The sequence below is a fragment of the Burkholderia sp. Ax-1720 genome (assembly GCF_011753035.1).
Taxonomy (GTDB): domain Bacteria; phylum Pseudomonadota; class Gammaproteobacteria; order Burkholderiales; family Burkholderiaceae; genus Burkholderia; species Burkholderia gladioli.
Window position 1 is genome coordinate 24262 of record NZ_VWWK01000040.1, and the last position, 26089, is coordinate 50350.

Here is a 26089-nt window from a genome sequence, read left to right on the forward strand (position 1 = left end):
GCATGAAGATCACCCGCGTCACCGTCACCCCGATCGCCTTCAAGGACGCGCCGCTGCTGAACGCGGCCGGCATCCACGAGCCCTATGCGCTGCGCTCGATCATCGAGATCGAGACCGATACCGGCCATATCGGCCTGGGCGAGAGCTACGGCGACGCGCCCGCGCTGGCCGTGCTCGACGCGGTGAAGGGCGAGCTGGTCGGGCTCGATCCGTTCAAGCTGAACCGGCTGCGCGAGATCGTGCGCGGCGTGGTGGCCAGGCAGGCGCCCGCCAGCGCCGCCGGCGCCGAGCTCGCGCCGGGCTCGCATGCGAGCAAGGCCGTCAGCAATGCCTATTCGGCCTTCGAGGTGGCCTGCCTGGATGCCCAGGCGCGCTACCTGAACGCGCCGCTGGTGGACCTGCTCGGCGGCGCGGTGCGTCGCGAGGTGCCGTTCAGCGCCTACCTGTTCTTCAAGTACGCCGAACATATCGACAGCCCCTATGCGCCCGATGCCTGGGGCGAGGCGCTCGACGAGGCGCAGATCGTCGAGCAGGCGCGCCGCATGATCGACGCGCACGGTTTCGAGAGCATCAAGCTGAAGGCCGGCGCGCTCGCGCCCGAGCACGAGGTGGCCTGCATCAAGGCGCTGCGGCGTGCCTTCCCCGCCGCGCCGCTGCGCATCGACCCGAACGGCAACTGGTCGCTCGACACCGCGCTGCGCATGGCCGAGCTGCTCGGCGACGATCTGCAGTACTACGAGGATCCGACGCCGGGCCTGGAGGGCATGGCCGAGCTGCACCGGCGCACCGGCATGCCACTGGCCACCAACATGGTGGTTACCGATTTCGACGAGTTCCGCCGCGGCGTGGCCTTGAACAGCGTGCAGATCGTGCTGGCCGACCATCACTACTGGGGCGGCCTGCGCGACACGCAGCAACTGGCGCGCATGTGCGACAGCTTCGGGATCGGCGTGTCGATGCATTCGAACTCGCACCTCGGCATCAGCCTGATGGCGATGACGCACGTGGCCGCCTCGGTCGAGAACCTCTCCTATGCCTGCGACACGCATTACCCGTGGCAGGAGCCCGACGAGGAGGTGGTGCGCGGCGGCAAGCTGCCGATCCGCGACGGCTGCGTGCAGCTCACCGACGCGCCGGGCCTGGGGCTCGAGATCGATCGCGAGCAACTGCGCAAGCTGCACGAGCTGTACCTGGGCTGCGGGATCCGCCAGCGCGACGACGTCGGCCAGATGCGCAAGTACCGGCCCGACTGGAAGAACCTGAAGCCGCGCTACTGAGGAGGGGCTGTCGAGGCAGCGCGATAAGGCAGCGACAGGGAGCAACCGGCAGCAACGACGGCAAGCGGCGAGGGCGAGTCATGCGCCCCGTCGCGCGTCTCGCGTCATGCGCCCCGTCGCGCGTCTCGCGTCATGCGCGCGGGCGCGGATCGAACACCAACATGGAGACAGACGTGAACCCACCGAATCCGGGCGCCGCGGGCCGGCCCTCGACGCGCTACCGCTGGACCATCTGCGCGATGATGCTGTTCGCCACCACCATCAACTACATGGACCGGCAGACGCTGGGCCTGCTCGCGCCGCTGATGCAGGCCGACATCGGCTGGAGCCAGGTGCAGTACGCGCAGACGGTGATGATCTTCACGGCCGCCTATGCGCTGGGGCTGATGCTGTTCGGGCGGCTCGCCGATCGCGTCTCGACGCGGCTGGTCTATGGCGGCGCGATGGCGATGTGGAGCGCGGCCGCCATACTGCACGCGCTGGCCGCCAGCGTGCCGGGTTTCGCCGCGGTGCGCGGGCTGCTCGGCTTCGCCGAGGCCTCGAACTTCCCGGTCGCGCTGCGTACCACCGCGATCTGGTTTCCGAAGGCGGAGCGGGCGCTGGCCACCGGCATCTGGAACATGGGCGCCACCGTCGGCGGGGTGGTCGCGCCGGCCGTGATCCCGATCATGGCCGTACTGTGGGGCTGGCGCGCCAGCTTCGCGGTGAGCGGCGCGGTCGGCTTCGTCTGGCTGGCCGCCTGGTGGCGCATCTATCGCGCGCCGGCCGAGCATCCGCGCGTGGCACCCGACGAGCTCGCCCACATCGACGCCGATGCCGGCGGCGAGCCCGAGCCGCGCCGGGTCGGCTGGCTCGCGGTGCTGCGCCATCGCGAGGCCTGGGCCTTCATGGTCGGCAAGCTGCTGACCGATCCGATCTGGTGGTTCTACCTGTTCTGGCTGCCGAAGTGGCTCAACGAGGCCAACGGCATCGACATGCAGCACATGGGGCCGCCGCTGATCCTGATCTACGCGATGGCCTGCGGCGGCAGCGTGCTGGGCGGCTGGGCCTCGTCGCGGCTGGTCGCGCGCACCGGCCGCGTGAACTTCGCGCGCAAGCTGACGATGGGCGTGTGCGCGCTGTGCGTCACGCCGATCGGCCTGCTCTCGCAGTTCCATGCGCTGTGGTTCTCGGTGCTGGCGGTCGGCCTGGCGGCGGCCGCGCACCAGGGCTGGTCGGCCAATCTCGTCACCACCGTCTCCGACGTGTTTCCGCGGCGCGCGGTCGGCACCGTGATCGGCATCGGCGGCACGATGGGCATGCTCGGCTCCTTCCTGTTCTCGGGCGTGATCGGCGAGACCCTGCAGCGCACCGGGCAGTACTGGGCGCTGTTCGCGATCGGCGCGCTGGCCTACCTGGTGGCGCTCGCGATCATGCACGTGCTGATGCCGCGCATGAGGCCGGTGCGGCTGGCCGGGACGGAGCCGGCCGAAGGCGTGCGGCTGCCTGGCTGAGGGCGGGGGCGATCCGGTTTCGCGCGAGCGCTCAGCGGTTTTCGCGCGAGCGCTCAGCGGCCGAACTGCCGCTGCAGGATGTCCTCGAGCCGGGCCGCGGTGATCTCGCCCACATGCGATTCCACCAGGCGCCCACGGGCGTCGAAGAACAGCGTGGTGGGCAGGCCGCGCGAGCCGTAGACGCGCATCGCGTCGCGTCGCGGATCGAGCATCACCTCGTCGAAGCGCAGGCCCATCTGCGAGAGAAAGCCGCGCACCGTCGAGGCGTCCTCGCCCTGGTTGAGCATCAGCACCGTGAGCTCGGGATGGTCTGCTTGTGCCCGCGCGAGCACCGGCATTTCGCGGCGGCAGGGCGGGCACCAGCTCGCCCACAGATTCAGGATCACCGGCTTGCCGGCAAAACGGCCCGGCGCCACCGGCTTGGCGTCGAGCGTGCTGATCGCCAGCGTGTCCAGCGACGGCGCGTTGTCCCGGACGCTGCCCAGCACCCCTTGCGCGATGCCCCACGCGGCCAGGCCGACCAGCAGGCCGCCCAGCACCGGGCGGCGCGCCGCCGGCCGGTGCCGCAGCCGCCAGGCAAGCAGGGCCAGCGCCGCGGCCAGCCCGGCCCAGGCCGAGAAGCCGCCGTCGCCGATCGCGACGATCGAGGCCGGTGCCGCCGCGTACTGCGGCCACCAGCGCAGCACATAGGCCAGGCGCGCGGCCAGCAGGCCGACCAGCAGGGCGTCGACCAGCAGGCTCGGCGCGCGCCGATCGGCCTCGCCCGGCAGGACACGCGCCAGGCCCAGGGCGATCAGCCATGCCAGCAGCGCGGCGGCCGCCAGCGCCACCACCTGTACCGAGAAGGGACCAATACTCGTCATCGAATCAAGTTGCCGTCAGATTGTCGAGGCAGGGCCGGCGCGACGGGATAAATAACAGGTGAATGATCCTGTGCGTGATGCGGCCGGCGATGCGGCCCGCATAATGGCGCATCGCATCGCCGTCGCGATTAACCGGCGGCCATGCCGCGCGCACGCTTTCGGCGCGACGTATTTTCACGACATCGAGACGCCGCGCCCTGGAGTTTCTACTCTAGATAATCGCGCCGATTGAGCGGCGATTTTCAAATATCCATCCACATCCGATAAAACTGCACATCGGGCTTGGTCGGCAATGACAGCACTCGGGGATCGCTGGTAAACCCCAATCCTTCATAAAACCCCTTCGCGGTTTCTCGCGCGGTGCACCACAGGGTGCGGCCGCCGCGCTCGCGCGCATGCTCGGCGCACAGCCGCACCAGCACACGGCCGAAGCCGAAACCGCGCAGCGCCTCGTCGATCGCCATGCCCCTCAGGCGCCAGCCGTCGCGCGGCAGGTCGGGGCAATCCTCGCGACATACCGAGGCCACGCCCACCAACTGCTCGCCGCGCCGGATTCCTAAATGCAGCGTATCCGCTCCGAGATCGCCGGACAGCCGGGAGGCGATTTCATCGCCGTCGAGCAGCAGTCGCGCGCGCAGCGGATACACCTGATCCGCGCTAACCGTAAGAATTTCAAATATCGGAGCGTGAGTATTCATTGAGAATCGGGGAGCAAAAAGATGCCTTCGTAGTCGTTATTCGATTCGTCACATCTGACGGTTGATCGGCGCTGGCGGTAGAGGTATCCTCAGCGCGGGCCGATTGCGAGTTTAGCAATGACAACACTGCGATCACAGAATGGAAGAAAAAACAAATTCCGATGCTGACCACGCCTACGACGAAATTCGAACACGAATTCTCGACGGCAGGCTGGAACCAGGGCAAAAAATTTCACATCGCGGGTTGGCAAGCAAGCTCGGAATCGGGCAGATGCCGGTCAGGAGCGCGTTGCAGCGGCTCGCCGCGGAGAACCTCGTCACCGTGTTCGACAAGCGGGGCACCTTCGTCAACGATCCGACGCGCGACGATCTCCAGCAGATCTACGAGGTTCGCCTCGCGCTGGAGAGCACGGCGGCCTACCTGGCGGCAGCCCGCGGGCCGACGCTGGCGATGTCGGCATCGGTGGAGCGCATGGAGCGGCTGATCGAGAGCGGCGACACCGACATCATGGCCGAGCAGCGCATCGGCTGGGTGTTTCACCAGGAGCTGTTCCTGGCCGCGCGTAACGAGCGGCTGCATAACTTCTATAAATTACTGAGAGCACAGACGCTTGCATTGAACGAGTTGCCACGCCAGGACATCGAGACCGTGCGGCGCGGCACCGTGGAGCACCTGGCGATCTATGCCGCGATCCGCGACGGGCAGCCCGAGGCGGCCCGCACGCATATGTGGCATCACATCGTCGACGGTACCCCTGCAAGAATCAAATTAATCCGGGCCAAAAATGAGTCAAAAGAATAGCAGGACCTCGCTTCCCCTGTTGATGATCGTGGCGCTGATCCTCGGCGCGATCGCGGGCGTCACGGCGCCGCGCTTCGCGGCCGACGTCGGTTTCCTGTCGACCATGTTCGGCCACGCCATCAAGATGGTGGTGATGCCGCTGATCCTGTTGTCCGTGACGGTCGGGAGCTACCGCGCGGTCGAGCAGCGACGCAATCTCGGGCGCACCGCGCTCATCACCATCCTGTTCTTCATCGTCATGACCCTGGTGTCGAGCTCGCTCGGGCTCGGCCTCAACTGGATCTTCCGCCCGGGCCTGGGCGCGCCGCTGACCGAATCGGGCGCGCTGCCCGAGCACCTCGCCTCGAGCATCGACTGGGTCAAGTTCATCACCGACCTGATCCCGCAGAACCTGGTGGCCGCGCTGTCCTCGGGCAACGCGATTCCGGTGCTGGTGTTCGGCGTGCTGCTGGGCACCGCGCTGGGCGCCACCGGCGAGGCCGGGCGTCCCGCCATCAACCTGTTCGCCTCGCTGCTCGCCGGCCTGTTCAAGATGGTCGAATGGATCGTCGCGCTCTCGCCGCTGGCGATCTTCGCGGCCGTCGCGGGCCTGATGAGCAGCCGCGGCGTGTCGGGCCTGATGCCGCTGGTCAAGCTGCTCGGCATCTCCTATCTCGGCATGCTGATCCTCGGCCTGCTGCTCAGCGCGATCGTGATCGCCGCCGGCCAGCGGCCGCTGGCCGTGATCCGCAAGGTCAGCGAGCCGCTGATCCTCGCCTTCACCACGCGCTCCTCGGAAATCACCTACCCGGTGCACCTGAAGAAGCTGACCGAGATGGGCGTGCCGCAGTCGGTGGCCTCCACCATCCTGCCGCTGTCCTACATCTTCAACCGCGACGGCGCCGTGCTCTATACGGCGCTCGCGGTCGGCTACCTGGCCGATGCCTATCACGTGGCCTGGAGCTGGCCGCTCGCGCTGACCATCCTGGTGCTGACCATCATCACCATCGACGGCGCGGCGAACGTGCCCTCGGGAGCGATCGTGGCGATCACCATCGTGCTGGCCGCGATCGGCCTGCCGGCCGAGGCGGTGCTGCTGATCCTCGGCGTCGATGCCTTCTTCGACATGGGCCGCACCGCGCTGAACGTCTATGCCAGCACGGTGGCGATGACGGTGTCGCTGCGCTTGACCCGCAGCGAGGACCAGGCCGCCGCCGACGAGCTGGACGGCGGGGCGAGCCTGCGTACCTGAGCCGGCACGATGGCATGACACGAGAGGCGCCGCGGGCCACCAGCCCGGCGGCGCGAGCAGGGCAGCATCAGGCAGTCGAAGTTGCGGCACGGCGTCCTTTCCGATCGGAGAGGATGCCCCTGGTCCATTGAAGCGATCGAGCAAACTGCGATCACAGATTTTGCAAGCGACAAGGGCAGGCTGGAGCGGAAACCGTCTATCCATGACGTGGCGGGTTCGATCGAGGGCGCCATCGGCGCACGAACCCCGGCACACACCTAGAGAGCCTTCGTATGAGCGTTTTCTCAAGACCCGGCAAGACCGACGGCAGGCCCGGCCTGCCGACTCCCTCCGATGGCGTGCTGTGCGCGCAGGCGCATGCCGGCGCGTTCGGCGTGCGTGCCGGCGCGCTGTCGATCGCGGCGCCAGCCCTGTCGCACGAAGCATCCGAATACGACTGCTTCGCGCTGTTCGACGAGCTCGAATGCGCGCCGCATCGCGAGGCCCTGCGCGAGATCGTCTCGCGCCTGGTCCGGCTGCTCGGCGCCGAACGTTTCGCCTTCCTGCTGGTTCCGGCGGAAGGCGAGCCGCCGAGGCTGGGCGACGAGGAGGTGCTGACCGATGCCGCTCCGGCCTGGCTGGACAGCTATCGCGCGCGCGGCTGGTTCGAGACGGATCCCGGCATCGCCTACGCGCGGCGCAACTCGGCGCCCACCGGCGCGGCCGCCATCGCGCCGCGCGCGGACGGCCCCTGCGCGCTGGGCGAGCACGACGCGGCGCACGGCTTTCGCGCCAAGCTGATCGCGCCGGCCCACCTGCCGACGCCGGGCTTGGGCGGGGTGCTCTACGTCGGCCTCGACGCGAGAGCGGGCGAGGGCGAGGCCGCCTTGCACGGCAAGCGCATCCTCTATCGGCTGATCGCCAGCGAACTGCTCGACTGGCATGCACGGCAACAGCGTTCCGACGCGGCTCGCTCGCTCGCGCTGACCGAGCGCGAGACCGGCATCCTCAGGCTGCTGCGCAGCGGCTGCACCGCCCACGATATCGCCGGGCAATTGTGCGTGGCGGTGCCCACCGTATATGGCTATTACAAGCGGCTTAACGAAAAATTTTCCGTTAATCACATTTCGCTGACAGTAAAACGCGCCGCAACACTCGGCTTATTGGATATGTAATTGGATTGAATGCGGCTCGATGGTGATCATCGTCGAGAACGAAATGCCCCGATATCACTCGGGCCGCACGATTAATCTAGTGTCGGGAAATGACGGATGCTAGGATATGTCCGCATTCCCGCTACAGGGCCGGAAACGGCGCATGGGCCGCACCGCGGCGCCAGTCCTGGCGCGTGCCGGCCTGGATTCGATGCTGCAATTGTTGCACTGCTGGTTCATCTTTCATGCGGTGATCGGACAATGATAAATCGAACTGTTGTCGATAACAGAATGCCGTCTATCGCGAATGAAAGGCGCGGATTGCATAATCCCCGTATTCATTCCGCGATGTTGAAAAACCGGAATTCCTTCAACTCGCGGCAGATGCCGCGATCTGGCTCAGCCGCCGCGCGTTTCGATTCGCGGCGTCGTTTCGATATCGAGAGGGCAATGGAAACTCCATTGGGCGAACCGCGCCGCAGCCGGGCCGTGACGTTCGAGAAATACCTGCTCGGGGCGAGTGCCCTGCTGGTGGCCTGCGCGGTGGCGCTGGCGATCTTCGTCAGCTGAACCGCGGCGCGAGCCGCACATCGGGCAGGACAGGGCAGACAGGACGGCTTCGCGCGCGGGGCCGGTTAGCGCGGCCGCGGCATCGCGCCGGGCGCGCGGCATGCATCACGGGAGCAAGACCAGATGAACGGGCAGTATCGAGACGGCACGCAGCGGCGCGAGCGAACCGGAGCCGCGGCGGGCGCGGGCAGGATGAGCAGGGACGAGATGCGGATCGACGTGCTGTCCGGCCGGGTCCATGCCCAGGAGATCCTGCTCAAGGCGATGCTGGACCAGTGCAGCGATCGCGAGGGCCTGCTGCGCCTGCTCGACAGCGAGGCCGAGCAGCGGGGCGTCGCGCTGCGCGACAGCGATTGCTCGCTGCTGATGTACGCGGCCTTCATCGAGCACACCGCCGCGCTGCGCGAGACGATCTCGGCCGAGGAAGCCTGCGTCGGCGGCGGCTGATCCCGATTTCCACGTTGTCCCGTTCCCATTCCCGTCGCGCTCCTGCGCGACGCGGCATCATCGATCCGTCTCACCAGCGCAGGTACCTGGGCGCCAGCGCGGCACCGAGCGCGCTGGTCAGGCCGATCGCCAGCGCATAGGCCAGCCCCCAGAGCGACAGCGCGCCGTCGGCCCCATACAGCGAATCCACCAGCAGGCCCTGCGCGCCGGCCAGCAGCCCGGCGCCCGCGCCGGCCAGCGCCAGGCGGGTGGGCGCCAGCCCCTTCAAGGCATGCATCGCCGCAGCCAGCGGCGGCAGCGACAGCAGCACCAGGTTCCCGACCGCGAGCGGCCAGCAGTCGGCCAGCATCAATTGCAGCCGGTAGCCGGGCGGCGTCGCCAGCAGCAGGCCGATGCCGGCCAGCGCCATGACCGCCAGCGGCAGTGCCGCGGCGAACCAGGCCAGGCGCGTGGGCGCGCCGGGCCGGCCGAGGCGCTCGGTCAACTGCACCGCCGCCACCATGATCGCCAGCGGGAATGCCAGCCGGATCCAGAAGGCCGCGCTCAGCAGCACTTGCGGCATGTCGCTGCGGATGCCGTAGAGCGCGACCAGCAGCGCGATGCTGCCGGCCAGGCCGCCCAGCAGGGCGCGCCCGATCCGGCGCGTCACGCGGTCGGGCTCGACCGGCCCGGCATCGGCGGCGAGCCGCGCGACCAGTTCGCGGGTTTTCATCGGAGCATCTCGTCGGGCTGCCGGCCGTCGCGCCGTGTCAGTCGCGCGGCGAACGATCGCCGAGCAGATGATCGATCGAGATCCGGCCCGGTCCCCAGGCGGCGATGCCGAGCGCCATCGCGGCCCAGGTCAGGTGCACCGGCCAGCCGTCGGGCACGGTCAGCTCGACGATGCAGGTCATCAGCAGCAGGCCGATCGCCGCGAAGCGCGTGCCGAGGCCGAGCACCAGCAGCACCGGGAACAGCACCTCGCCGCATCCGGACAGGAAGGCGAACAGGGCCGGCGCCGGGAACGGATAGGGGCCGCCGGGCAGATGCAATTGGAATTCGCTGGTGAACAGCTCGATCGCCGTGTCGTTGAGCTGCAGGAAACCGTTCCATTTCAGGATCCCCGATTTCCAGAACGGCACCGCCAGGGCCAGGCGCAGCACCAGCTGGACCAGCCAGGGGCGGGCCAGCCATTGCACCGCGCGGCGCGCGCGGCCGACCAGCACGGCGGCGCAGGCCAGCGGCGAGCGCTTCAGGGTTCGGGCGTCGGACATCATGATCAGTCTCCGAGGTGGGCGGCGCTAAACACGCCGGCGTCGAGCATGCCGCCGAGATGGGCGGACAGCTCGAACGCGGGTTGGGTTTGCATGGCGAGCGCGAGCGCCTCGCCGAGCGTGGCGCCGTCGATCAGGCTGCCGAGGAATTCGGCGCCGCCGGCCGGCAGGCGCGTGACGATCACCTCGAGGCCAGGGCGCGTGACGAGCGCGTCTTCCGCCTCGCTGGCATCGAGCGTGCGCAGCGGCGCGTCGCCCCGGTTCATCGCGAAGATCGCCAGCGCCGAATAGGGCGAGCGCACCATGCGCGTGGCCGGATGCGGCGTGAAGCGCAGCTCGGCCAGCCGCTGCGGCGCGAAGGCGGCGAAGTCCTGCGCCGACAGCGGTTCGGCATCGGCCGCGTGATAGGCGTCGAGCCAGGCGCGCTCGATGCGTGCCGTGTCGGCGAGCCAGGGCATCGCGCGCGCATGCTCGTAGCGCTCGATGAAGGCCGGGAAATCGCGACCGTATTCGAACAGCAGGGGCGAGACGGGCGGCGTCTCGCGCAGATGGAAGCGCGCCATGGCACGGAAGAATTCGGTGCCGGTGATGCGCTGCACGGCCGGGTAGATCGCGGCGAGCGCGTCGATCAGGCTGACCGTGACGTTGTTGCGATAGACGTCGTAGCGCTTCGCGACCCGCTTGCCTCGATGCGCGACCAGCTCGGCCGGCGCGTCGACGCGAGGGTCGATCAGGCCCGGTGCGAATGCCGAAGCGTAGTTATCCATATCGATCTCAGTGCGCATGATCGGCGGCCTCGTGGTGGGCACTGGCCGGTTCGGAACGCGGCGCGAGCGCGAGCTGGATGCGCCGCGCCTCGAGCGCCTGTGCGCGCAGCGTCGGCCAGTCGGGCAGCGCGCTGTCCCATTCGATCAGCGTCGGAATCGAGCCGGTGCGCGCGATCAGGTCGGCATAGAGTTGCCAGACCGCATCGGCGATCGGGCGATCGTGACTGTCGATCAGCAGCGCCTCGCCTTCGTCGTCGCGCTGCTCGGTATGACCGGCCAGGTGGATCTCGCCGACCCGCTCGATCGGGAACTCGGCGAGGTAGGCCTCGGCCGAGCCGCCGTGATTGGTCGCGGACACGAACACGTTGTTGAGGTCGAGCAGCAGGCCGCAGCCGCTGCGTCGCGCCACTTCGCGGATGAATTCGGTCTCGCTGAAGCTCGATTGCGCGAAGGCCACGTAGGTCGATGGATTCTCGAGCAGGATGGCGCGGCCGATCGCGTTCTGCACCTGGTCGAGGTGATCGCAGACGCGCTCGAGCGTGGCCTTCGTGTAGGGCAGCGGCAGCAGGTCGTTGAAGAACGCGCCACCATGCGAGGACCAGGCCAGGTGCTCGGAAACCAGCGCGGGCTGGTAGCGCCGCACCACCTCGCCGAAGCGCGCGAGATGCGCGGCATCGAGCGGGGCCGGGCCGCCGATCGACATGCAGACACCATGCACCGACAGCGCATGGCGCTCGCGCACGGCGGCCAGCCAGCGATGGGGCGGGCCGCCCGCGCCCATGTAGTTCTCGGCATGGACTTCGAAGAATGCGTCGTGCAGGGTTTCGTCGAGGATCTCGGCGATGTGCTGGCTCTTGAGGCTGGTGCCGGCCAGCAGGCCCGCCTGCGCGGCGGCCGGCTGGAGACGGCTGGGCTCGTGGCCTGCCGGGCTGAGGAACTCCATCATGCTCGTCTCCTGGGCCGCCGGCGGCGATCAGGACTTGATCGGCGTGGTCGAACCGTGGCCGCCGCCCGGCGTCACGATGCTGGTGCAGGTGCCGCCCTGCACGAACTTCCACGAGTTGCCCTGGAAATCGACCGTCGAGGTGCCCTGGCAAGTCGTGCCGGGACCTGCCGCGCAATCGTTCTGGCCTTTGAGCGCCACGCCGTAGCACTTCTCCTTGTGAGCCGCGATGGCCGCGCCTTCCTCGGCCTTGGTGAGCGGAGCGGCGTGGGCGACCGAGGCGAGCAGGCTCGCGACGGCACCGAGGATGAGAGCGGAATTGACCGATTTCTTTGCCGACATGGTGATTCTCCTGATGGGTGGATGAGGGGTACCTGGTGTGGGTACGGCAGTGAGTTCGTTGGAGGACGGCGGCGGGTTACAGCGAGCTGCGAATTTTTCGCGAAGGGCCGCCATCGGTGGAAACAGCGGCGATCAGGACTTGATCGGCGTGGTCGAGCCGTGGCCGCCGCCCGGCGTGACGATGCTGGCGCAGGTGCCGCCCTGCACGAACTTCCACGAGTTGCCCTGGAAGTCGACCGTCGAGGTGCCCTGGCAGGTGGTGCCGGGGCCTGCCGCGCAGTCGTTCTGGCCTTTGAGCGCCACGCCGTAGCACTTTTCCTTGTGGGCCGCGATGGCTGCGCCTTCCTCGGCCTTGGTGAGCGGGGCGGCGTGGGCGACCGAGGCGAGCAGGCTCGCGACGGCACCGAGGACGAGGGCGGAATGGATCGATTGCTTTGCCGACATGGTGATTCTCCTGATGGGTAGGTGAGTGATACCCGCAGCGGGTACGACAGTGAGTTCGACGCATCAGGGACGGCGGTTACAGCACGGGGAAAGTTTTTTTGCGAGCCGCGGTCGAGGCGGGGAGGACGACGGCAAAGCGGCGGGAAGGCGGACCGCGGCGCAGGCGTGACGAGCAAGGTGGAAGAGCGGGCGCCCCGGCCGCCTCAGACGATGCGCCAGCGTTCGCGCATCGTCAGCGCGATCTCGCGCACGGCCGGCTCCTGGAGCAGGCTCATGTGATTGCCGCGCATCACGGCGAACTCCACGTGCTCGACCAGCGCGCTCCAGCCGAACGCGCCCGGCATCGGGCTGCCTTCGCCGCCGTCGTGCGCGACGATCACGATGGCTTCGCCGTCGAGGCGCCCACGTGCGACATGGCAGGAGCGCAGTTGCGCCTCGAAGGTACGCAGCATCGGCGCGATGGCGGCGTCCCGATGGACACCCGCGGCGGCCGGCAACAGGGCGGCGTCGCGCATCAGCTTGCCGACGAAGGCGAGCCGCGCCTCGAAATCGCTCGCGGCGGCGGCTTCGATCGTTGCGTCGTCGAGCTCGAACGACAGCCCCGAGGATTGCTCCAGCAGGCGCACCAGGGTGCGAAGGATATCGGCAGGGCTCGGTTCGGGTGCGAGCGGCAGGATCGGCGGTGGCGGCGAATCGAGCAGCACCAGCGGCGCGCAGCGGCGCCCCAGCCGTTCGAGCTGCCGCGCCGTCTCGAGCGCGATCCAGCCGCCGAACGAGTGCGCGACGATCCTCACCGGGCCTTGCGGGCATAGCGCCAGGATCGATTGCAGATGGCGGCGCGCGGCATCCTCGACGCTGGTTTCGGGCGCCTGTCGTGGGTCGAGGCCGCGTGCCTGCAAGCCATGGATCGGCACGCCGGGGCCGAGCGCGGTGGCGAGTGCCACGAAGCTCGCCGCGCTGGCGCCGGCGCCGGGCAGGCAGAACACGGGCGGCTGCGCGTGTCGCCCCGCCTGGATCGGAATTGGCGCGGGCTCGTCCTGGCCGGTAACACGGGCCCGTGCTTGCACGACGCCGGAGAGATACGTCGCCATGCCTGCCGGCGTCGGCGCCGCGAGCAACGCGCCGAGCGGGATCGAGACGTCCAGCCGATCGCGAACCTGCATGGCGATCCGCAGGGCCTGCAGCGCGCGTTCCTCGGGCGCTTCGCTGCCGAGCAGGTCGGCATGCGGGCCGTTCGAGGCCAGGCCGGTCGCCTCGGCGGCCAGCGCGGCGAGCTGGGCCCGCAGCGCCGTATCCGTGTCGACATCGGCATCGCCCGCTTCGGTGCTTGCGGGTGCGTGGGCCTCGATCTCATGCCACGGGGCGGGGCGCAATGCGGCGGGGAGGGGCTCGATCCGTTGAAACACGGCCAGCCCGGAGCCGGGATCGTCGGCGACGGCCTCGTGCAGGAAGGTTGCGAGCGCATCGAGTTCGATAGCGAGCGGCGAGGCCAGCAACTGCAACCGCCATGGCCGCGCACCGGGCAGGCGCGCAATCACGGCATGCAATAGCGGCGGCCGTTGCGGATCGATCTGCATGCCGGGCAGGGCGGCCAGCGCCGTCAACTGCGCCTCGCCGTCGATGCCGGCCGCCAGCCGGGCGGTATGAACCCGCAGCGTCGCCTCGCGCGGCGTGAAGCGCATCGGCCGCGAAGGCAGCGTCCAGGCCACGCCGCTACGCAAGGCAGCATTGCCGTCGATCGCACGCTGCAGCGACGCCAGGCAGGCATCGAGCCGCGCACGCGAGGCGAACGCCAGCGTCAGCGACGATGGACGTCCTTCGCCGCCTGGATCCAGCAAGCTGGCCATCAGGCGCGATCGTTGCATTTCTTCCAGCGGTGCCGTGCTTTCCAGCTCGCCGATGCCGTCGGCCAGCACGGCGATCGTGTCTCGCGTCTCGGCCTCGGGCGCGCGAGCGGCCTGATGAGAAGCCGCGCCGGGCGTATCGCCGGCGCTTTCGGCGTGGTTCGGCGACGCTTTCTTCGGTCGTTCCTGTTCGTGCAACATTGTCGTTCCGGGTTGCGTTTGTGGAAACGCGGATGGTGCGCATGAGGCGATTCGCGAAACATCCCGCATCAATCGCCTAATTCGTGATCCGCTTCGCAATAAATAAAAAATGAATAATCGTCGCGTTCAATCATAGCGTTTTGAGTTCGCCGATCCGATTCGGAATGAATAAAAAAAGAAATCAATTGGGATTCCGGTTGACGTCGGGTGCGGTGGTCAATAAATGAAACGGCAATGCCAGGTAATAATTTCGCGCGCCGCCGGCATTAAGTGACGATATCGAAATTTCCCGGAATGAGTGATGGCGATAAGAAAGCGATCGTCTTGAGCGCGTCGAGGCTCGATAACAAAAAGAATGCCAATATGAAAAATGCCTTTCAAATCATGCTTCGACCTGTAAGGCCGGCTCGAGCGACCTGGCTGAATCCGCGCCGGCAAAGGGATGTGGGGCGATGGCGGCAACCTGGCATGTAAGCTTCGCGCCGGCGCGACCGCGCGCGTGATATCACGTTTCTCGAATGTCAGCCAGTGTCGGCGCGATGTAAGTTTTTCCGCCGTCAGAATCGGCAGGTTCGATTCATTTATTTACGCTTCAAAACTTTTTCAATTGATATCGGATCGTTTTCTGATTTAACTCAAAATGACTCGTTATTTGAATAAGTCTTGACACTCGTAAGGCGGATGCCTCAGTCTTTGCGCTCATTGGAGCCGGGAATGAATCGACATTATGTTTTTCGGGTGATTTTGTTGACCAATCCGAATTGACCAGGTGGCGGCGCATTTCGATATCCCCTGACGGGGCAGGCGGCTTCTGCATTCGCGCGACGCGGCCCGGCCGCGATCGCGGCGAAGTTCGGCGCTTCACATTGCCTTTCCAGGGGAACAGCCATGGATGACGATTTGTATTTTGTAGTGCGAAACAGCGAGGGGCAGTACTCGGTATGGCTCGACGGACGCAACCTGCCTGCCGGCTGGGAGACGGTCGGCGAACCCGCCAGCAAGCAGGCCTGCCTGCAGCGGATCGAGCAACTTTGGACGGACATGGTGCCCGCCAGCGTCCGCGAACACCTCAACCAACATTCGGGATCGGAAATTGACCATGCCGTTCGATGAAATCCTGTCCGTCGACACCTTGCACCAGCCCAAGGTCTCGGACTTCCGCAAGCACTACCTGAACAAGGACCGCCCGGTGAAGATCGCGGGCGCGCTGGGCGGCTGGCCCGCCATGCAGAAGTGGTCGCTCGACTACTTCGAGAAGAACTTCGGCGAGGAGACGATCGGCGTCGAGAGCTTCCAGCCGCACGAGCGCGGGCCGGGCAACAACAGCCCGCAGGGCTACGTGAAGTACCTGCGCTTCCAGGAGATGAAGCTCAGGGAACTGATCGCGATCCTGCGCGAGAAGCCGGACCACATGTACTACATGGCCTCGCACCCGTTCCGCAAGACCTTCCCGAACCTGCGCACCGACCTGGTCCAGCACCCGTACATCAAGGGGCATATCGAGCATATCCCCGGCGCGCACATGGACTCGTACCTGTGGATCGGGCCGGCCGGCACGCATACGCCCACCCACACCGATCCGATGCCGAACTTCCTGACCCAGATCGTCGGCCGCAAGATGGTCTGGCTGTTCCCGCCGGAGCAGGCCAAGTCGCATCTCTACATCGGCGAGTTCGAGCGCGAGACCTTCAGCCCGGTCGACATCGAGAACCCCGATTTCAAGCGCTTCCCGAAGCTGCGCGAGGCCACGCCCTATCGCGTGATCATCGAGCCGGGCGAGTCGCTGCACATTCCGCGCAACTGGTGCCACTGCGTGATCTCGATGGACGTGTCGATCTCGATCAGCTCGTTCTTCATCACCTATCCGCAACTGTTCAGCCTGGTGCCGGAGTTCTTCGGCGAGTACATCAAGCGCGCGATCGAGGGCTGGCGCTGGAAGGGCATGCGCAACGAGCGCGCCGGCCTCAACCCGCCGCCGCGCTGAGCCCGACGTGCCAGGCAGCCAGGCAGCGATTCCCAACCCACCCGGCAAGGATCACACCGTGAGCGATGGAGCAGTGAAGGAGCGGGCAGCAGGCGTGCGCACGGCGACAGCCGTCGAGGCCGTCTGCCTCGCGTTCAACGAGAACCCGGCGCCGGTCGAGGCGGCGGTGGTGGCGGCCATCACCGCCGCCGCCTCGCGCGTCAACCGCTATCCGTTCGAGGACGAACCGCGCGTGATGCGCCGGCTTGCCGAGCACTTCGACTGCCCGGAAGCGAACCTGATGCTGGTGCGCGGCATCGACGAGTGTTTCGACCGGCTCTGCGAGGCGTTTCCGGGCATGCGCCAGGTCAGCGCCTGGCCCGGTTTCGACGGCTATCGCGGGCGGATCGGCGTGTATGGCCTGCCGCACTTCGAGCTGGGGCTGACCGAGTCGCTGCAACTGGACCCGGCCGACCTGGCCCGGCTCACGCGCGAGGACTTCGTCACGCTCGCCAGCCCCTCGAACCCGACCAGCCTGCTGCTGGGCGAGGACGAACTGGCAACGCTGCGCGCGCGCGCCGGCAAGCTGCTGATCGACGAGACCTACGTCGACTACTCGACGCGGCGGCGCCAGCGGCCCGCCTTCGGCGAGCACGAGTACGTGTTCCGCTCGTTCTCGAAGTCCTACGGGCTGGCCGGGCTGCGGCTGGGCGTGCTGTTCGGGCCGGCCGAGGCGATCGCGTCGATGAAGCGCCGCCAGTGGTTCAGCAATGTCGGCACGCTCGAGCTGAACGCGCTGGAGGCCGTGCTCGACCACGACCAGGCCCGCGATGCGCACGTGGCGTCGATCCTGGCCGAGCGCGCTCGCGTGAGCGAGGCGCTGCGCGCGCTCGGCTACCGCGTGGTGCCCTCCGAGGCGAACTTCGTGCTGGTCGCCAACCCGGCCGGCGCGCGCACGCTGGCCTGGCTGGCCGGGCAGGGCGTGCAGGTGAAGGACGCCGCGCAGTTCGGCCTGGCCGGCCACCTGCGCATCAGCATCGGCCTCGCTCACGAGAACGATCGTCTGCTGGCCGCGCTCGGCAGCTTCCCCGAAGCCGCCGGTTTTTCCGAATCCGTTTCCATCCAAGGTGAATTCCATGACTGAAGCAACGCTCGAACGCGCCGACGTGCGCGATGCCGAACCGACCGTCGAGGCCATCCTCGACTCGACCTGGTTCCAGCCGGAACAGTTCAAGACGCTCGACTACGTGAAGGGTTTCGTCGGCGCCAAGGTGATCTTCCAGATGCTGCAGCTCGGCGTGTTCGACGACCTGCTGGCGGGCAAGTCGCTCGCGCAGATCGCCGAGGGCCGCAAGATGGACGCGTACCTGCTGCGCACCATCTTCGAATACCTCGCCGTCGAGGGGCTGCTGGTGAAGGAGGGCGAGGGGCGCGACCCGCAGGCGAGCTTCCGCCTGTCCGACTACGGCTCGCGCATCAAGCACTACGAGGGCTGGTTCAACATCCTGATCGGCGGCTACGACAGCATCTTCTCGAACGTCGGCGCGATGCTGACCGAGGGCATCGACGGCTACAAGCGCAACGGCCGGCTGGTCGGCGTCGGCAGTTGCCAGATCTCGCAGTACGACACGATTCCGATCACCAAGGCCTTCATCGAGTCGGTCAAGCCCGATGCGAAGCAGATCGTCGACTTCGGCTGCGGCAACGCGCAATACCTCTGCACCCTGGTCAAGGAGCTCGGCGCGATCAAGGCGGTCGGCATCGAGCCGGACACCGGCGCCTACGAGGCCGGCCTGCGCCAGGTCGAGTCGATGGGCATGCAGGACCAGATCCGCCTGGTCAATGTCGACGCGCTCGACTACGAGATCGACGAGGCGCCCGACTTCATCCTGTTCGGCTTCGTGCTGCAGGAAATCATCTCGCAGATCGGCCGCCCGGCCTTCATCGAGTACCTGCGCAAGCTCGGCCGCAAGTTCGCCGGCAGCTACCTGATGGTGATGGAGGTCGACTACGACATCGACAACGCGGCCGCCATGCAGGCGCCGATGGGACGCGGCTACTACAACCCGTACTTCCTGCTGCATCCGTTCACCAACCAGCTGCTGCTGCCCAAGCGCGAGTGGGACCAGATCTTCGACGAGGCCGGCTACGACATCGTGCGCGACGAGGTGACCAGCGCCAAGGCCGACCCGACCGGCTTCGGCATCTGCTACGTGCTCAAGCACCGCGGCGAGGCCGACTGAGCGACCGGACAACGACCGCGCGCCGACCCGCGCGCGGACCGAACAGGATTCCTGAATGAATACCCCAATTCGCGACAAGGTGCTGCTCTGCATCGACAACATCGCCGGGCTCGAATCGCTGCGCTACCTGGCGCAGCGGCCGAGCGTCGAGGTGGTGGCCGTGATCGTCCATCCCGAGGCGAATGCGGTGCAGCTCGACGAGATCCTCGCGCTGTGCGAGCGGCACGCGATTCCGGCGATCAACGTGCTCGACGCGCGCGCGCGCTTCGACGAGCTGATCGTGCCGCTCGCGCCCGACTTCATCGTCTCGATCTATTTCGACTACATCCTCGACGACCGCTTCCTTGCGCTGGCCGCCAAGGACTCGATCAACCTGCATCCGGGCTACCTGCCCTACAACAAGGGCTTCTATTACTACGCCTGGGCGGTGCTCGACGGCACCCCGGCGGGGGTGAGCATCCACCGCATCGAGACCGCCGTGGATGCCGGGCCGATCATCAGCCAGATGCGCGTGCGCGTGGAAGGCACCGATACCGGCGACATCATCTACGACAAGCACATGGACGCCTCGATCGAGCTGTTCCGCACCACCTGGCCGAGCATCGAGACCGGCACCTACCGGCTGTTCCGCCAGCGCCACGGCGGCACGCGCAAGAAGATCACCGAGACCACCGCGGCCATGGAGATCGACCCGGACGCGACCTACGTGGCGCGCGAGCTGATCGACCTGCTGCGCACCTTCAGCTTTCGCGGCGAGGGCGGCTGCCTGATGCAGATCGACGGCAAGAAATACAGCATCGGCATCGAGTTCTCGGAACTCGTCGACAACGTCAACCAGGTGCGCGGCAAGCGCGACAACTATCTCGTCGGCTGACCCGGCGGCGATCCACCCTCACGGAAGACCAGACATGAAACCCAAGCACATCCTGCTCGCCTACTCGGGCGGCCTCGACACCTCCACCGCGCTGCACTTCCTCAAGCAGCAGTTCGACTGCCGCGTCACCGCCTACTGCGCCAACCTCGGCCAGAAGGAGGACTGGGAGCGCATGAAGAAGCGCGCCGCGATCGCCGGCGCCGACGAACTGGTGATCGCCGACCTGCGCGAGACCTTCATCCGCGACTACGTGTTCCCGGCGCTGAAGGCCAATGCCGCCTACGAGCGCGACTACCTGCTCGGCACGCCGCTGGCGCGCCCGGCGATCGTCAAGGGCCTCACCGACTACGCGCTGGCGCACGACGTCGACACGCTCTCGCACGGCTGCACCCAGAAGGGCAACGACCAGGTGCGCTTCGAGATGGCCTCGCGCATCCTCGCGCCGAACCTGCCGACGGTGGCGCCGTGGCGGATGTGGGACATCGCCTCGCGCGAGGACCTGTTCGCCTATTGCCAGAAGCACGGCATCCCGGTCGAGAGCCGCCCGGACAACCTGCTCAGCCACGACGAGAACCTGGTGCACATCACCACCGAGGGCGACTACCTGGAGAGCGTGGGCAATGCCTTCGACTGGCACGACGCCAACTGGATCACGCCGCCGACGCTCGCGCCGGACGCGATCGAGACGCTGCGCGTAGGCTTCGAGCAGGGCGTGCCGGTCAGCGTGGACGGCGAGGCGCTGGGCCCGGTCGAGCTGGTGGCGCGCCTGAACGCGGCCGGCGCGCGCAACGGCGTGGGCTTCCAGGACATCATCGAAAACCGCATCAACGGCCTGAAGGTGCGCGGCGTGTTCGAGAACCCGGCGCTCACCATCCTGCACACGGCGCACCGCAAGCTCGAGAAGATCACCCTGGGCCGCGACGTCGAGCGCCTGCGCAACCTGGTGTCCGACGAATACGGCGACATCGTCTACCGCGGCCTGTGGTTCAGCGACGAGCGCCTGTGCCTGCAGGCCCTGATCGACGAGACCCAGAAGTACGTGACGGGCGAAGTGACGGTGCAGCTCTACAAGGGCTCGGCCACCGCCGCCGCGGTGGAGTCGCCGCAATCGCTGTACTCGCGCGACCTGGTCACCCTGCACGCGGGCCAGTCGATCAGCGGCGAGGACGCCACCGGCTTCCTCAACACCCTGGGCCTGCGCATCGGCATCGAGGCCGCGCGCGGCGCGAAAGCGGGAGGCCAGGCATGAGCACGCCCCTGGCGAATCCCTGGGCCGGCCGCTTCAGCCAGCAGATGACCGACAGCCTGGTGGCCTTCAACACCAGCCTGCCGCTGGAGGCGCGCCTGTTCGAGGCCGACATCGACGGCACCGCCGCCCACGTCGACATGCAGCACGCGGTGGGGCTGCTGCAGGACCACGAGCACGCGGCGCTGGCCGCGGCGCTCGGCGAGATCCGCGCCGGCTGGCAGGCCGGCGAGATCACGCTGCGCCCGGCGCTCGAGGACATCCACATGAATCTCGAGACGCTGCTGGTGGAGAAGGTCGGCGAACTCGGCAAGAAGACCCATACCGCGCGCAGCCGCAACGACCAGCAGGCCACCGCGCAGCGCATCTACTTCATGCGCTCGACGCGCGAGCTGGTGGACGCGATCGACACGCTGCAACGCACCCTGCTCGAGCACGGCGAGCAGCACGCCGGCCTGGTGATGCCGTCCTACACGCACCTGCAGCGCGCCGAGTTCACCTACTACACGCACTGGCTGGCCACCTACGTGGTGATGCTGGAGCGCGACCGCAGCCGCTTCGTCGACGCGCTCGAGCGCGCCGACCAGTGCCCGCTCGGCGCCTGCGCCTCGACCGGCACCAGCCTGCCGATCGACCGCCGCCTGTCGGCCTCGCTGCTGGGCTTTCGCGAGCCGACCCTGCACAGCATCGATTCGGTGTCCGACCGCGACTACCTGGTCGAGTTCGGCGCGCACGCGGCCAACCTGATGATCCACCTGTCGCGCCTGTCGGAGGAGCTGATCTCCTTCACCAGCCAGGAGTTCGGCTTCATCGCGCTGGCCGACGGCTACTGCACCGGCAGCTCGATCATGCCGCAGAAGAAGAACCCCGACGTGCCCGAGCTGGTGCGCGGCAAGTCGGCCTCGGTGATCGGCAACGCGATGAGCCTGATGGCCCTGCTCAAGGCGCTGCCGCTGGGCTACAACAAGGACCTGCAGGAGGACAAGACCGCCTGGTTCGCCGCGCTCGACAACTGCATGAGCTCGCTGGCGATCCTCACCGAGCTGGTGCGCACCATGGCGCCGGTGCCCGAGAGGATGCGCGCGGCCACGCTGGGCGGCCACATCATCGCCACCGAGTACGCCAACTACCTGGTGCGCAAGGGTATGCCGTTCCGCGAGGCGCATCGCGTGGTGGGCGAGCTGGTGAAGACCGCCGACACGCTCGGCGTGGACGTGGCCGAGCTGCCGCACGAGCGCTTCGCGCAGGCCAGCGCGCTGTTCGGCGAGGACGTGGCGCGCATCACGGTGGAGGACATGGTGGCGCGCAAGAACTCGCTGGGCTCGTGCGGCGACCAGGCACTCGACGAGCTGCTCGCGCGGCTGCGCTCGATGCTGGCCGCGCACCAGTCCGGCCGCTGACGGGACGACCATGCTCATGTCCGAGCCCATGCGTTCCTTCCATCCGGCCCCGCGCGCGGCGGCGGGCATCTCGTACTGCTCGTTCGGCGAACTGCTGCAGGGCGTGCTGCTCGAGGACGAGAGCGACTTCCTCGTCACCCTGCCGATCCGCAAGTATTCGGTCAGCACCTTCGTGCCCGATCACGGCAGCAGCGAGATCGTCACGCAGCCCAGCGGCAAGACCAAGGCGGCCGCGCTCGCGCGGGTGATCCTCGCGCGTCACGGCAGAACGGTCGGCGGCACCTTCCATATCGACTGCGATATCCCGGTCGGCAAGGGCCTGAGCAGTTCCTCGGCCGACCTGCTGGCCACCGCGCGCGCGATCGAGGTCTACCTGGGCCGCGAGCTGCCGCTGGAGCAGCTGTGCCGCGACATGAGCGGCATCGAGCCGACCGACGGCGTGATGTTCGCGGAATCGGTGGTCTACCTGCAGCGCAAGGGCATGTTGCGCGCGCGGCTGGGCCGGCTGCCGAACCTGCAGATCGTCTCGCTCGACGAGGGCGGCACGCTGGACACGCTCGAATACCATCGCGGCGGCGAAGCCAATCGCCACAACCGCGAGCATCGCGCCGAGTTCAACGAGCTGCTGGAGCGGATCGTGGCGGCCTTCGCGGCGCGCGACCTGGCGGAGATCGGGCGGGTCTCGACGCGCAGCGCCCAGATCAACCAGAAGGTCAACCCGAAGCGGCACCTGGCGGCGGTGCAGGAGGTCAGCGCCGCGACCGGCGGGCTCGGGCTGGTGACGGCGCATAGCGGCACCTGCATCGGGATCCTCTACGAGGCGGGGCGCGCCGACCATGCGGTGAACCTGGCGCGGGCGGTCGACGCGCTGTCCGCCCACGGAAGCGTGAGGGTCTATGACACGATCTGCTGAACGCCTGCCCGGCCGCGCGCCGGGCGCCTCGCGCACGCGGCGGCTCGCCGTCGCCGCCGCGCCGGCCAGCCGGGGAGGGTGCCATGCGCGTGCCTGACACCGTCGCCGAACTGCCGAGCCCGGTCGATCGGGCCGGGCGGCTCAGCACCCGCAACGCGCGGATCTACCTCGCCTACCGGGTGCTGACGCTGGCCATCGTGGATCGCGCGATCTTCGTGATCTTCCTGTTGCACAAGGGCTTCGACGCCTACCAGATCGGCATCCTGCAGGGCGTGTTCTTCGTCGCCAACATCCTGTTCGAGGTGCCGGCCGGCATGTTCGGCGATGCCTTCGGCCGCAAGCGTTCGGTGCTGCTGGGGCTGGCCGCCTACTGCCTGTATGCGCTCGGGGTGATGGTCAGCGATGGCTTCGTGGCCTTCCTGTGCCTCTATGCGCTGCTCGGTACCGCGCTCGCGCTGGTCTACGGCTCGGACACGGCCTTGCTCTACGACAGCCTGGTGGCCGACCGGCGGGTGGCCGACTTCAACGGCATCCAGTTGCGTGCCAACGCGCTGGGCCTGATCTCGGGGGCGCTGGCGGTGCTGGCCGGCGGGCTGCTGCAGGAGCTGTCGTGGAACGCCGTGTATGCCGCCTACTTCGTGGTCTATGCGCTGGCGCTGGCGGCCTGGAGCTTCGCCGCCGAGCCGCCGCGGCTGGCCGCCGAGGGCCAGGCGGCGGGGCACGAGCCGCCGGGCAAGGAGGTGATGCGCGGCGAGGTGATGCGCGAACTGTTCGCGTTCCTGCGCGGCCACTGGCGCGGCGTGGCGCTGCCGATCCTCGGCTTCACGGCCTTCGCGGCCTGCACCTCGCCGTTCTTCACCTTCAGCCAGGCGCTGTTCAAGGGCAACGGCTTCAGCATCGAGACCATCACCTGGTTCTTCTTCGCCGCGCAGATGCTGATCGGCGTGGTCTACCTGGTGATGCAGCGGACCATGTCCTTCCTGCGTTTCTACCCGGTGGTGATCGCCAGCACGCTGCTCACCACCGCGGTGCTGGCCTCGATGTGGTTCAACGTGGTGGCGGTCGATTTCGCCGGCTTCTTCCTGGTGATGATCATCAACCCGATCGTCACCGTGGTGGCCAACGAGTACTTCAACAAACGGCTGCCGAGCCGGATCCGCGCCTCGTTCCTGTCGCTGATCGGGCTCTGCATGTCGGTCACCATCGCGGTGATGTACTTCCTGTACAGCTATCTCGCGAAATCGCTGGCGATCCATCAGGTGATGGCGTCGTCCTCGCTGATCGCCGCCTGCGCGTTCGGCATCTTCATCGTCGCGCGCTGCGTCGACACCGGGGAGGAAGCATGAAGCTGCGTCGTCTGCTGTACCGCGAGACGCCGTTCGAGGCGCTCGCGCCCGCCGAGCTGCAGCATCTCGGCAGCGCCTTCGGCGAGATGGTCGCCGCCCATCCGCTGATCTACTACTGGGTGCATCGCGTCGATGCCCGGCGCTGGCTGATCACCGACTTCTTCCACGCCTCGATGCTGCGCTACCGGGGCCTGGAATTCGTGCTGATCGAGGACGGCACGGTGTCCTACTACCGGCTGCCGGGCGCCAAGGTGGGCGGCACCGGCCAGGTGCCGGAAGGGATCTACCACGTGGCCATCACCTCGGGCACGGGCGCCGCGTTCCGGCTCTCGATCCGCAAGAACCGCACCGGCCGGCTGGAGCTGCTGGAGATCGCGCCGGCGGCCGCCGGCAGCACGCCCGGCGCGCACCAGGAGCTGCCGCGCCACGTGCTCGAGCCCAGCAAGTTCGCCGACGAGTTGAAGGCCGCGATCGCCAGCGGCGTGGAGTGGTGCTACCGGCGCCATCGCAGCGCCGACGCGGCCGCGCGCGCCGCGCTGGCCGACGAATGGCGCGCGGCGCGCTGGCCAAAGGCGGTGCGCGGCAGCGGCACCGATTCGGATACCTATCTGTGGATGCTCGAACAATCGATCGCATGAACGACACCATGACCCAGATCCTCGACCATGCCGGCGGCTTCGACGCCCGGCTCTACGACAGCGTTTCCGCCTCGCTCGACCACCCGGACCTGATCGCGCTGCGGCCCGGCCTGGTGGCCGCCGCGTTCCGGCTCATGAAGCTGGTGCCGGCCAAGTACATCATCGAGAAGGCGCTGGCCACCGGCCAGCTCGATCCCGGCATGCCGGTGCTCGAAACCTCCAGCGGCACCTTCGCGATGGGGATCGGCATCGTCTGCGCGGAGAAGCGCATCCCGTTCCATATCGTCAGCGACGCGGCGATCGACGCGCGCTTGCAGGCGCGTCTCGCGCAGCTCGGCGGGCGCGTGCAGATCGTCGGCGCCGACGCTTCCGGCTCGAACGTTCAGGTGCTGCGGCTCGAGGCGCTGCAGGAGCAGTTGCGCGACAACCCCGGCGGCTTCTGGCCGCGCCAGTACGACAACCCCGACAACCAGCAGGCCTATCGCGCCTTCGCGCGGCAACTGATCGCCGCCTTCGGCCGCGACCTGGTGGTGGTCGGCACGGTCGGCTCGGGCGCCTCCACCTGCGGCACCATCAAGGCGCTGCGCGAGACCGATCCCTCGATCCGGCTGGTCGGCGTCGACACCTTCGGCAGCGTGCTGTTCGGCCTGCCGGTGGGCAAGCGCGCGCTGCGCGGGCTGGGCAACTCGATCCATCCCGGCAATGTCGACCACGCTTGCTTCGACGAGGTGCACTGGGTGTCGCCGGCCGAGGTCTATGCCAGCACGCGGCGCCTGCATGCCGAGCACGGCCTGTACTGCGGGCCGACCTCGGGCGCGGCCTTCATGGTGGCGGAATGGGTGCGCGCGCAACGGCAGGACGGCAAGACCGTGGTGTTCATCGCGCCGGACGAAGGCCATCGCTACATCGATTCGGTCTACGACGACGCCTGGCTGCGCGAGCAGGGCGTGGCCGACACCGTGCTGGCCACCGAGCCGTCGCGCGCCGGCAGCCCGGCCACGGCCGGCGGCGCCTGGGCCCGCTTCGAGTGGGAGCGGCGCAGCTTCGCCGAGGCCTACAAGGACGTGGTGTCGCGCTTCCTCGGCGAGGAAAAGACGATGCGTTTCGTCGACTACTCGAAGCCGGGCCTGCTGCAACGCCTTTTCGGCAGCAAGTAAG

Annotated in this window: 27 protein-coding genes; 17 read left to right on the forward strand and 10 right to left on the reverse strand. The window is 67.8% G+C overall.

Annotated elements, in window-relative coordinates:
* Positions 1-2 precede the first annotated feature (2 nt).
* Entirely contained in the window at positions 3-1277 is a 1275-nt protein-coding gene (locus F3J18_RS14760; RefSeq protein ID WP_166913203.1) for a glucarate dehydratase family protein, read from the forward strand.
* 161 nt (positions 1278-1438) lie between these two features.
* Positions 1439-2770 carry an MFS transporter gene (locus F3J18_RS14765; RefSeq protein ID WP_166913204.1) on the forward strand — a complete coding sequence of 444 codons (1332 nt, stop codon included), beginning with the start codon at positions 1439-1441 and terminating at the stop codon, positions 2768-2770.
* A gap of 53 nt (positions 2771-2823) precedes the next feature.
* Here F3J18_RS14765 and F3J18_RS14770 read toward each other — a convergent pair whose 3' ends face one another.
* From F3J18_RS14770 to F3J18_RS14780, 3 genes are all read right to left on the reverse strand, one after another.
* Positions 2824-3633, reverse strand: coding sequence for a TlpA disulfide reductase family protein (locus F3J18_RS14770; protein WP_166913205.1), 810 nt, complete (start codon positions 3631-3633; stop codon positions 2824-2826).
* A 4-nt stretch (positions 3634-3637) separates the two neighbouring features.
* Positions 3638-3811 (reverse strand): hypothetical protein, encoded by a 174-nt coding sequence (locus tag F3J18_RS14775; protein WP_166913206.1) that lies wholly within the window; start codon positions 3809-3811, stop codon positions 3638-3640.
* 64 nt (positions 3812-3875) lie between these two features.
* Complete coding sequence (locus F3J18_RS14780; protein ID WP_046578453.1) at positions 3876-4331, reverse strand: GNAT family N-acetyltransferase; 456 nt, start codon at positions 4329-4331, stop codon at positions 3876-3878.
* A gap of 139 nt (positions 4332-4470) precedes the next feature.
* On the opposite strand from F3J18_RS14780, the gene F3J18_RS14785 reads away from it, so the two are divergent.
* The 4 genes from F3J18_RS14785 (at position 4471) to F3J18_RS14800 (ending at position 8514) form a co-directional block, all read left to right on the forward strand.
* On the forward strand, positions 4471-5133 hold the full coding sequence (locus F3J18_RS14785) for a GntR family transcriptional regulator (RefSeq protein WP_013697612.1): 663 nt from the start codon (positions 4471-4473) through the stop codon (positions 5131-5133).
* Complete coding sequence (locus F3J18_RS14790; protein WP_036031934.1) at positions 5117-6364, forward strand: dicarboxylate/amino acid:cation symporter; 1248 nt, start codon at positions 5117-5119, stop codon at positions 6362-6364. The genes F3J18_RS14785 and F3J18_RS14790 overlap by 17 nt, the downstream gene beginning before the upstream one ends.
* 272 nt (positions 6365-6636) lie before the next feature.
* Complete coding sequence (locus tag F3J18_RS14795) at positions 6637-7518, forward strand: autoinducer binding domain-containing protein (protein WP_200873225.1); 882 nt, start codon at positions 6637-6639, stop codon at positions 7516-7518.
* A gap of 672 nt (positions 7519-8190) precedes the next feature.
* On the forward strand, positions 8191-8514 hold the full coding sequence (locus tag F3J18_RS14800) for a hypothetical protein (protein ID WP_025100029.1): 324 nt from the start codon (positions 8191-8193) through the stop codon (positions 8512-8514).
* A gap of 70 nt (positions 8515-8584) precedes the next feature.
* Here F3J18_RS14800 and F3J18_RS14805 read toward each other — a convergent pair whose 3' ends face one another.
* The 7 genes from F3J18_RS14805 to F3J18_RS14835 form a co-directional block, all read right to left on the reverse strand.
* Positions 8585-9226 carry a DUF1109 domain-containing protein gene (locus tag F3J18_RS14805; RefSeq protein WP_025100030.1) on the reverse strand — a complete coding sequence of 214 codons (642 nt, stop codon included), beginning with the start codon at positions 9224-9226 and terminating at the stop codon, positions 8585-8587.
* 37 nt (positions 9227-9263) lie between these two features.
* Complete coding sequence (locus F3J18_RS14810) at positions 9264-9767, reverse strand: DoxX family protein (protein ID WP_025100031.1); 504 nt, start codon at positions 9765-9767, stop codon at positions 9264-9266.
* Between the two features lie 5 nt (positions 9768-9772).
* Positions 9773-10552, reverse strand: a complete 780-nt coding sequence (locus tag F3J18_RS14815) for a DNA-binding domain-containing protein (protein WP_166913207.1) — start codon at positions 10550-10552, stop codon at positions 9773-9775.
* Positions 10542-11480, reverse strand: coding sequence for a DUF692 domain-containing protein (locus F3J18_RS14820; protein WP_166913208.1), 939 nt, complete (start codon positions 11478-11480; stop codon positions 10542-10544). Before F3J18_RS14820 ends, F3J18_RS14815 begins: the two co-directional genes overlap by 11 nt.
* Positions 11481-11507: 27 nt before the next feature.
* Positions 11508-11819 carry a DUF2282 domain-containing protein gene (locus tag F3J18_RS14825; RefSeq protein ID WP_013697619.1) on the reverse strand — a complete coding sequence of 104 codons (312 nt, stop codon included), beginning with the start codon at positions 11817-11819 and terminating at the stop codon, positions 11508-11510.
* 132 nt (positions 11820-11951) lie between these two features.
* Complete coding sequence (locus tag F3J18_RS14830; RefSeq protein WP_025100034.1) at positions 11952-12263, reverse strand: DUF2282 domain-containing protein; 312 nt, start codon at positions 12261-12263, stop codon at positions 11952-11954.
* Positions 12264-12466: 203 nt separating this feature from the next.
* Positions 12467-14308 (reverse strand): alpha/beta fold hydrolase, encoded by a 1842-nt coding sequence (locus tag F3J18_RS14835; RefSeq protein WP_166913209.1) that lies wholly within the window; start codon positions 14306-14308, stop codon positions 12467-12469.
* A gap of 888 nt (positions 14309-15196) precedes the next feature.
* On the opposite strand from F3J18_RS14835, the gene F3J18_RS14840 reads away from it, so the two are divergent.
* The 11 genes from F3J18_RS14840 to F3J18_RS14890 all read left to right on the forward strand — a co-directional run bounded on the left by F3J18_RS14840 (position 15197) and on the right by F3J18_RS14890 (position 26088).
* Complete coding sequence (locus F3J18_RS14840) at positions 15197-15421, forward strand: MbtH family NRPS accessory protein (RefSeq protein ID WP_013697622.1); 225 nt, start codon at positions 15197-15199, stop codon at positions 15419-15421.
* The gene (locus F3J18_RS14845) at positions 15408-16292 is read left to right on the forward strand and encodes a cupin-like domain-containing protein (protein ID WP_025100036.1); all 885 of its coding nucleotides are present in this window, start codon (positions 15408-15410) and stop codon (positions 16290-16292) included. The genes F3J18_RS14840 and F3J18_RS14845 overlap by 14 nt, the downstream gene beginning before the upstream one ends.
* A gap of 58 nt (positions 16293-16350) precedes the next feature.
* Entirely contained in the window at positions 16351-17415 is a 1065-nt protein-coding gene (locus F3J18_RS14850; protein WP_084152558.1) for a histidinol-phosphate transaminase, read from the forward strand.
* Positions 17408-18514: a methyltransferase domain-containing protein gene (locus tag F3J18_RS14855; protein ID WP_025100038.1), complete on the forward strand. Its 1107-nt coding sequence runs from the start codon at positions 17408-17410 to the stop codon at positions 18512-18514. The genes F3J18_RS14850 and F3J18_RS14855 overlap by 8 nt, the downstream gene beginning before the upstream one ends.
* A 55-nt stretch (positions 18515-18569) precedes the next feature.
* Complete coding sequence (locus F3J18_RS14860; RefSeq protein WP_013697626.1) at positions 18570-19388, forward strand: formyltransferase family protein; 819 nt, start codon at positions 18570-18572, stop codon at positions 19386-19388.
* A 34-nt stretch (positions 19389-19422) separates the two neighbouring features.
* Entirely contained in the window at positions 19423-20637 is a 1215-nt protein-coding gene (locus F3J18_RS14865; RefSeq protein ID WP_025100039.1) for an argininosuccinate synthase, read from the forward strand.
* Positions 20634-22034 carry an argininosuccinate lyase gene (argH, locus tag F3J18_RS14870; RefSeq protein ID WP_025100040.1) on the forward strand — a complete coding sequence of 467 codons (1401 nt, stop codon included), beginning with the start codon at positions 20634-20636 and terminating at the stop codon, positions 22032-22034. The genes F3J18_RS14865 and argH overlap by 4 nt, the downstream gene beginning before the upstream one ends.
* 28 nt (positions 22035-22062) lie before the next feature.
* Entirely contained in the window at positions 22063-22947 is an 885-nt protein-coding gene (locus F3J18_RS14875; RefSeq protein ID WP_205195434.1) for a kinase, read from the forward strand.
* Between the two features lie 83 nt (positions 22948-23030).
* A complete protein-coding gene (locus tag F3J18_RS14880; RefSeq protein WP_025100042.1) occupies positions 23031-24293 on the forward strand; it encodes an MFS transporter in 1263 nt (420 codons plus the stop codon).
* A complete protein-coding gene (locus F3J18_RS14885) occupies positions 24290-24931 on the forward strand; it encodes a hypothetical protein (RefSeq protein ID WP_166913211.1) in 642 nt (213 codons plus the stop codon). Before F3J18_RS14880 ends, F3J18_RS14885 begins: the two co-directional genes overlap by 4 nt.
* Positions 24928-26088, forward strand: a complete 1161-nt coding sequence (locus F3J18_RS14890; RefSeq protein ID WP_166913212.1) for a pyridoxal-phosphate dependent enzyme — start codon at positions 24928-24930, stop codon at positions 26086-26088. Before F3J18_RS14885 ends, F3J18_RS14890 begins: the two co-directional genes overlap by 4 nt.
* Position 26089: the final 1 nt, after the last annotated feature.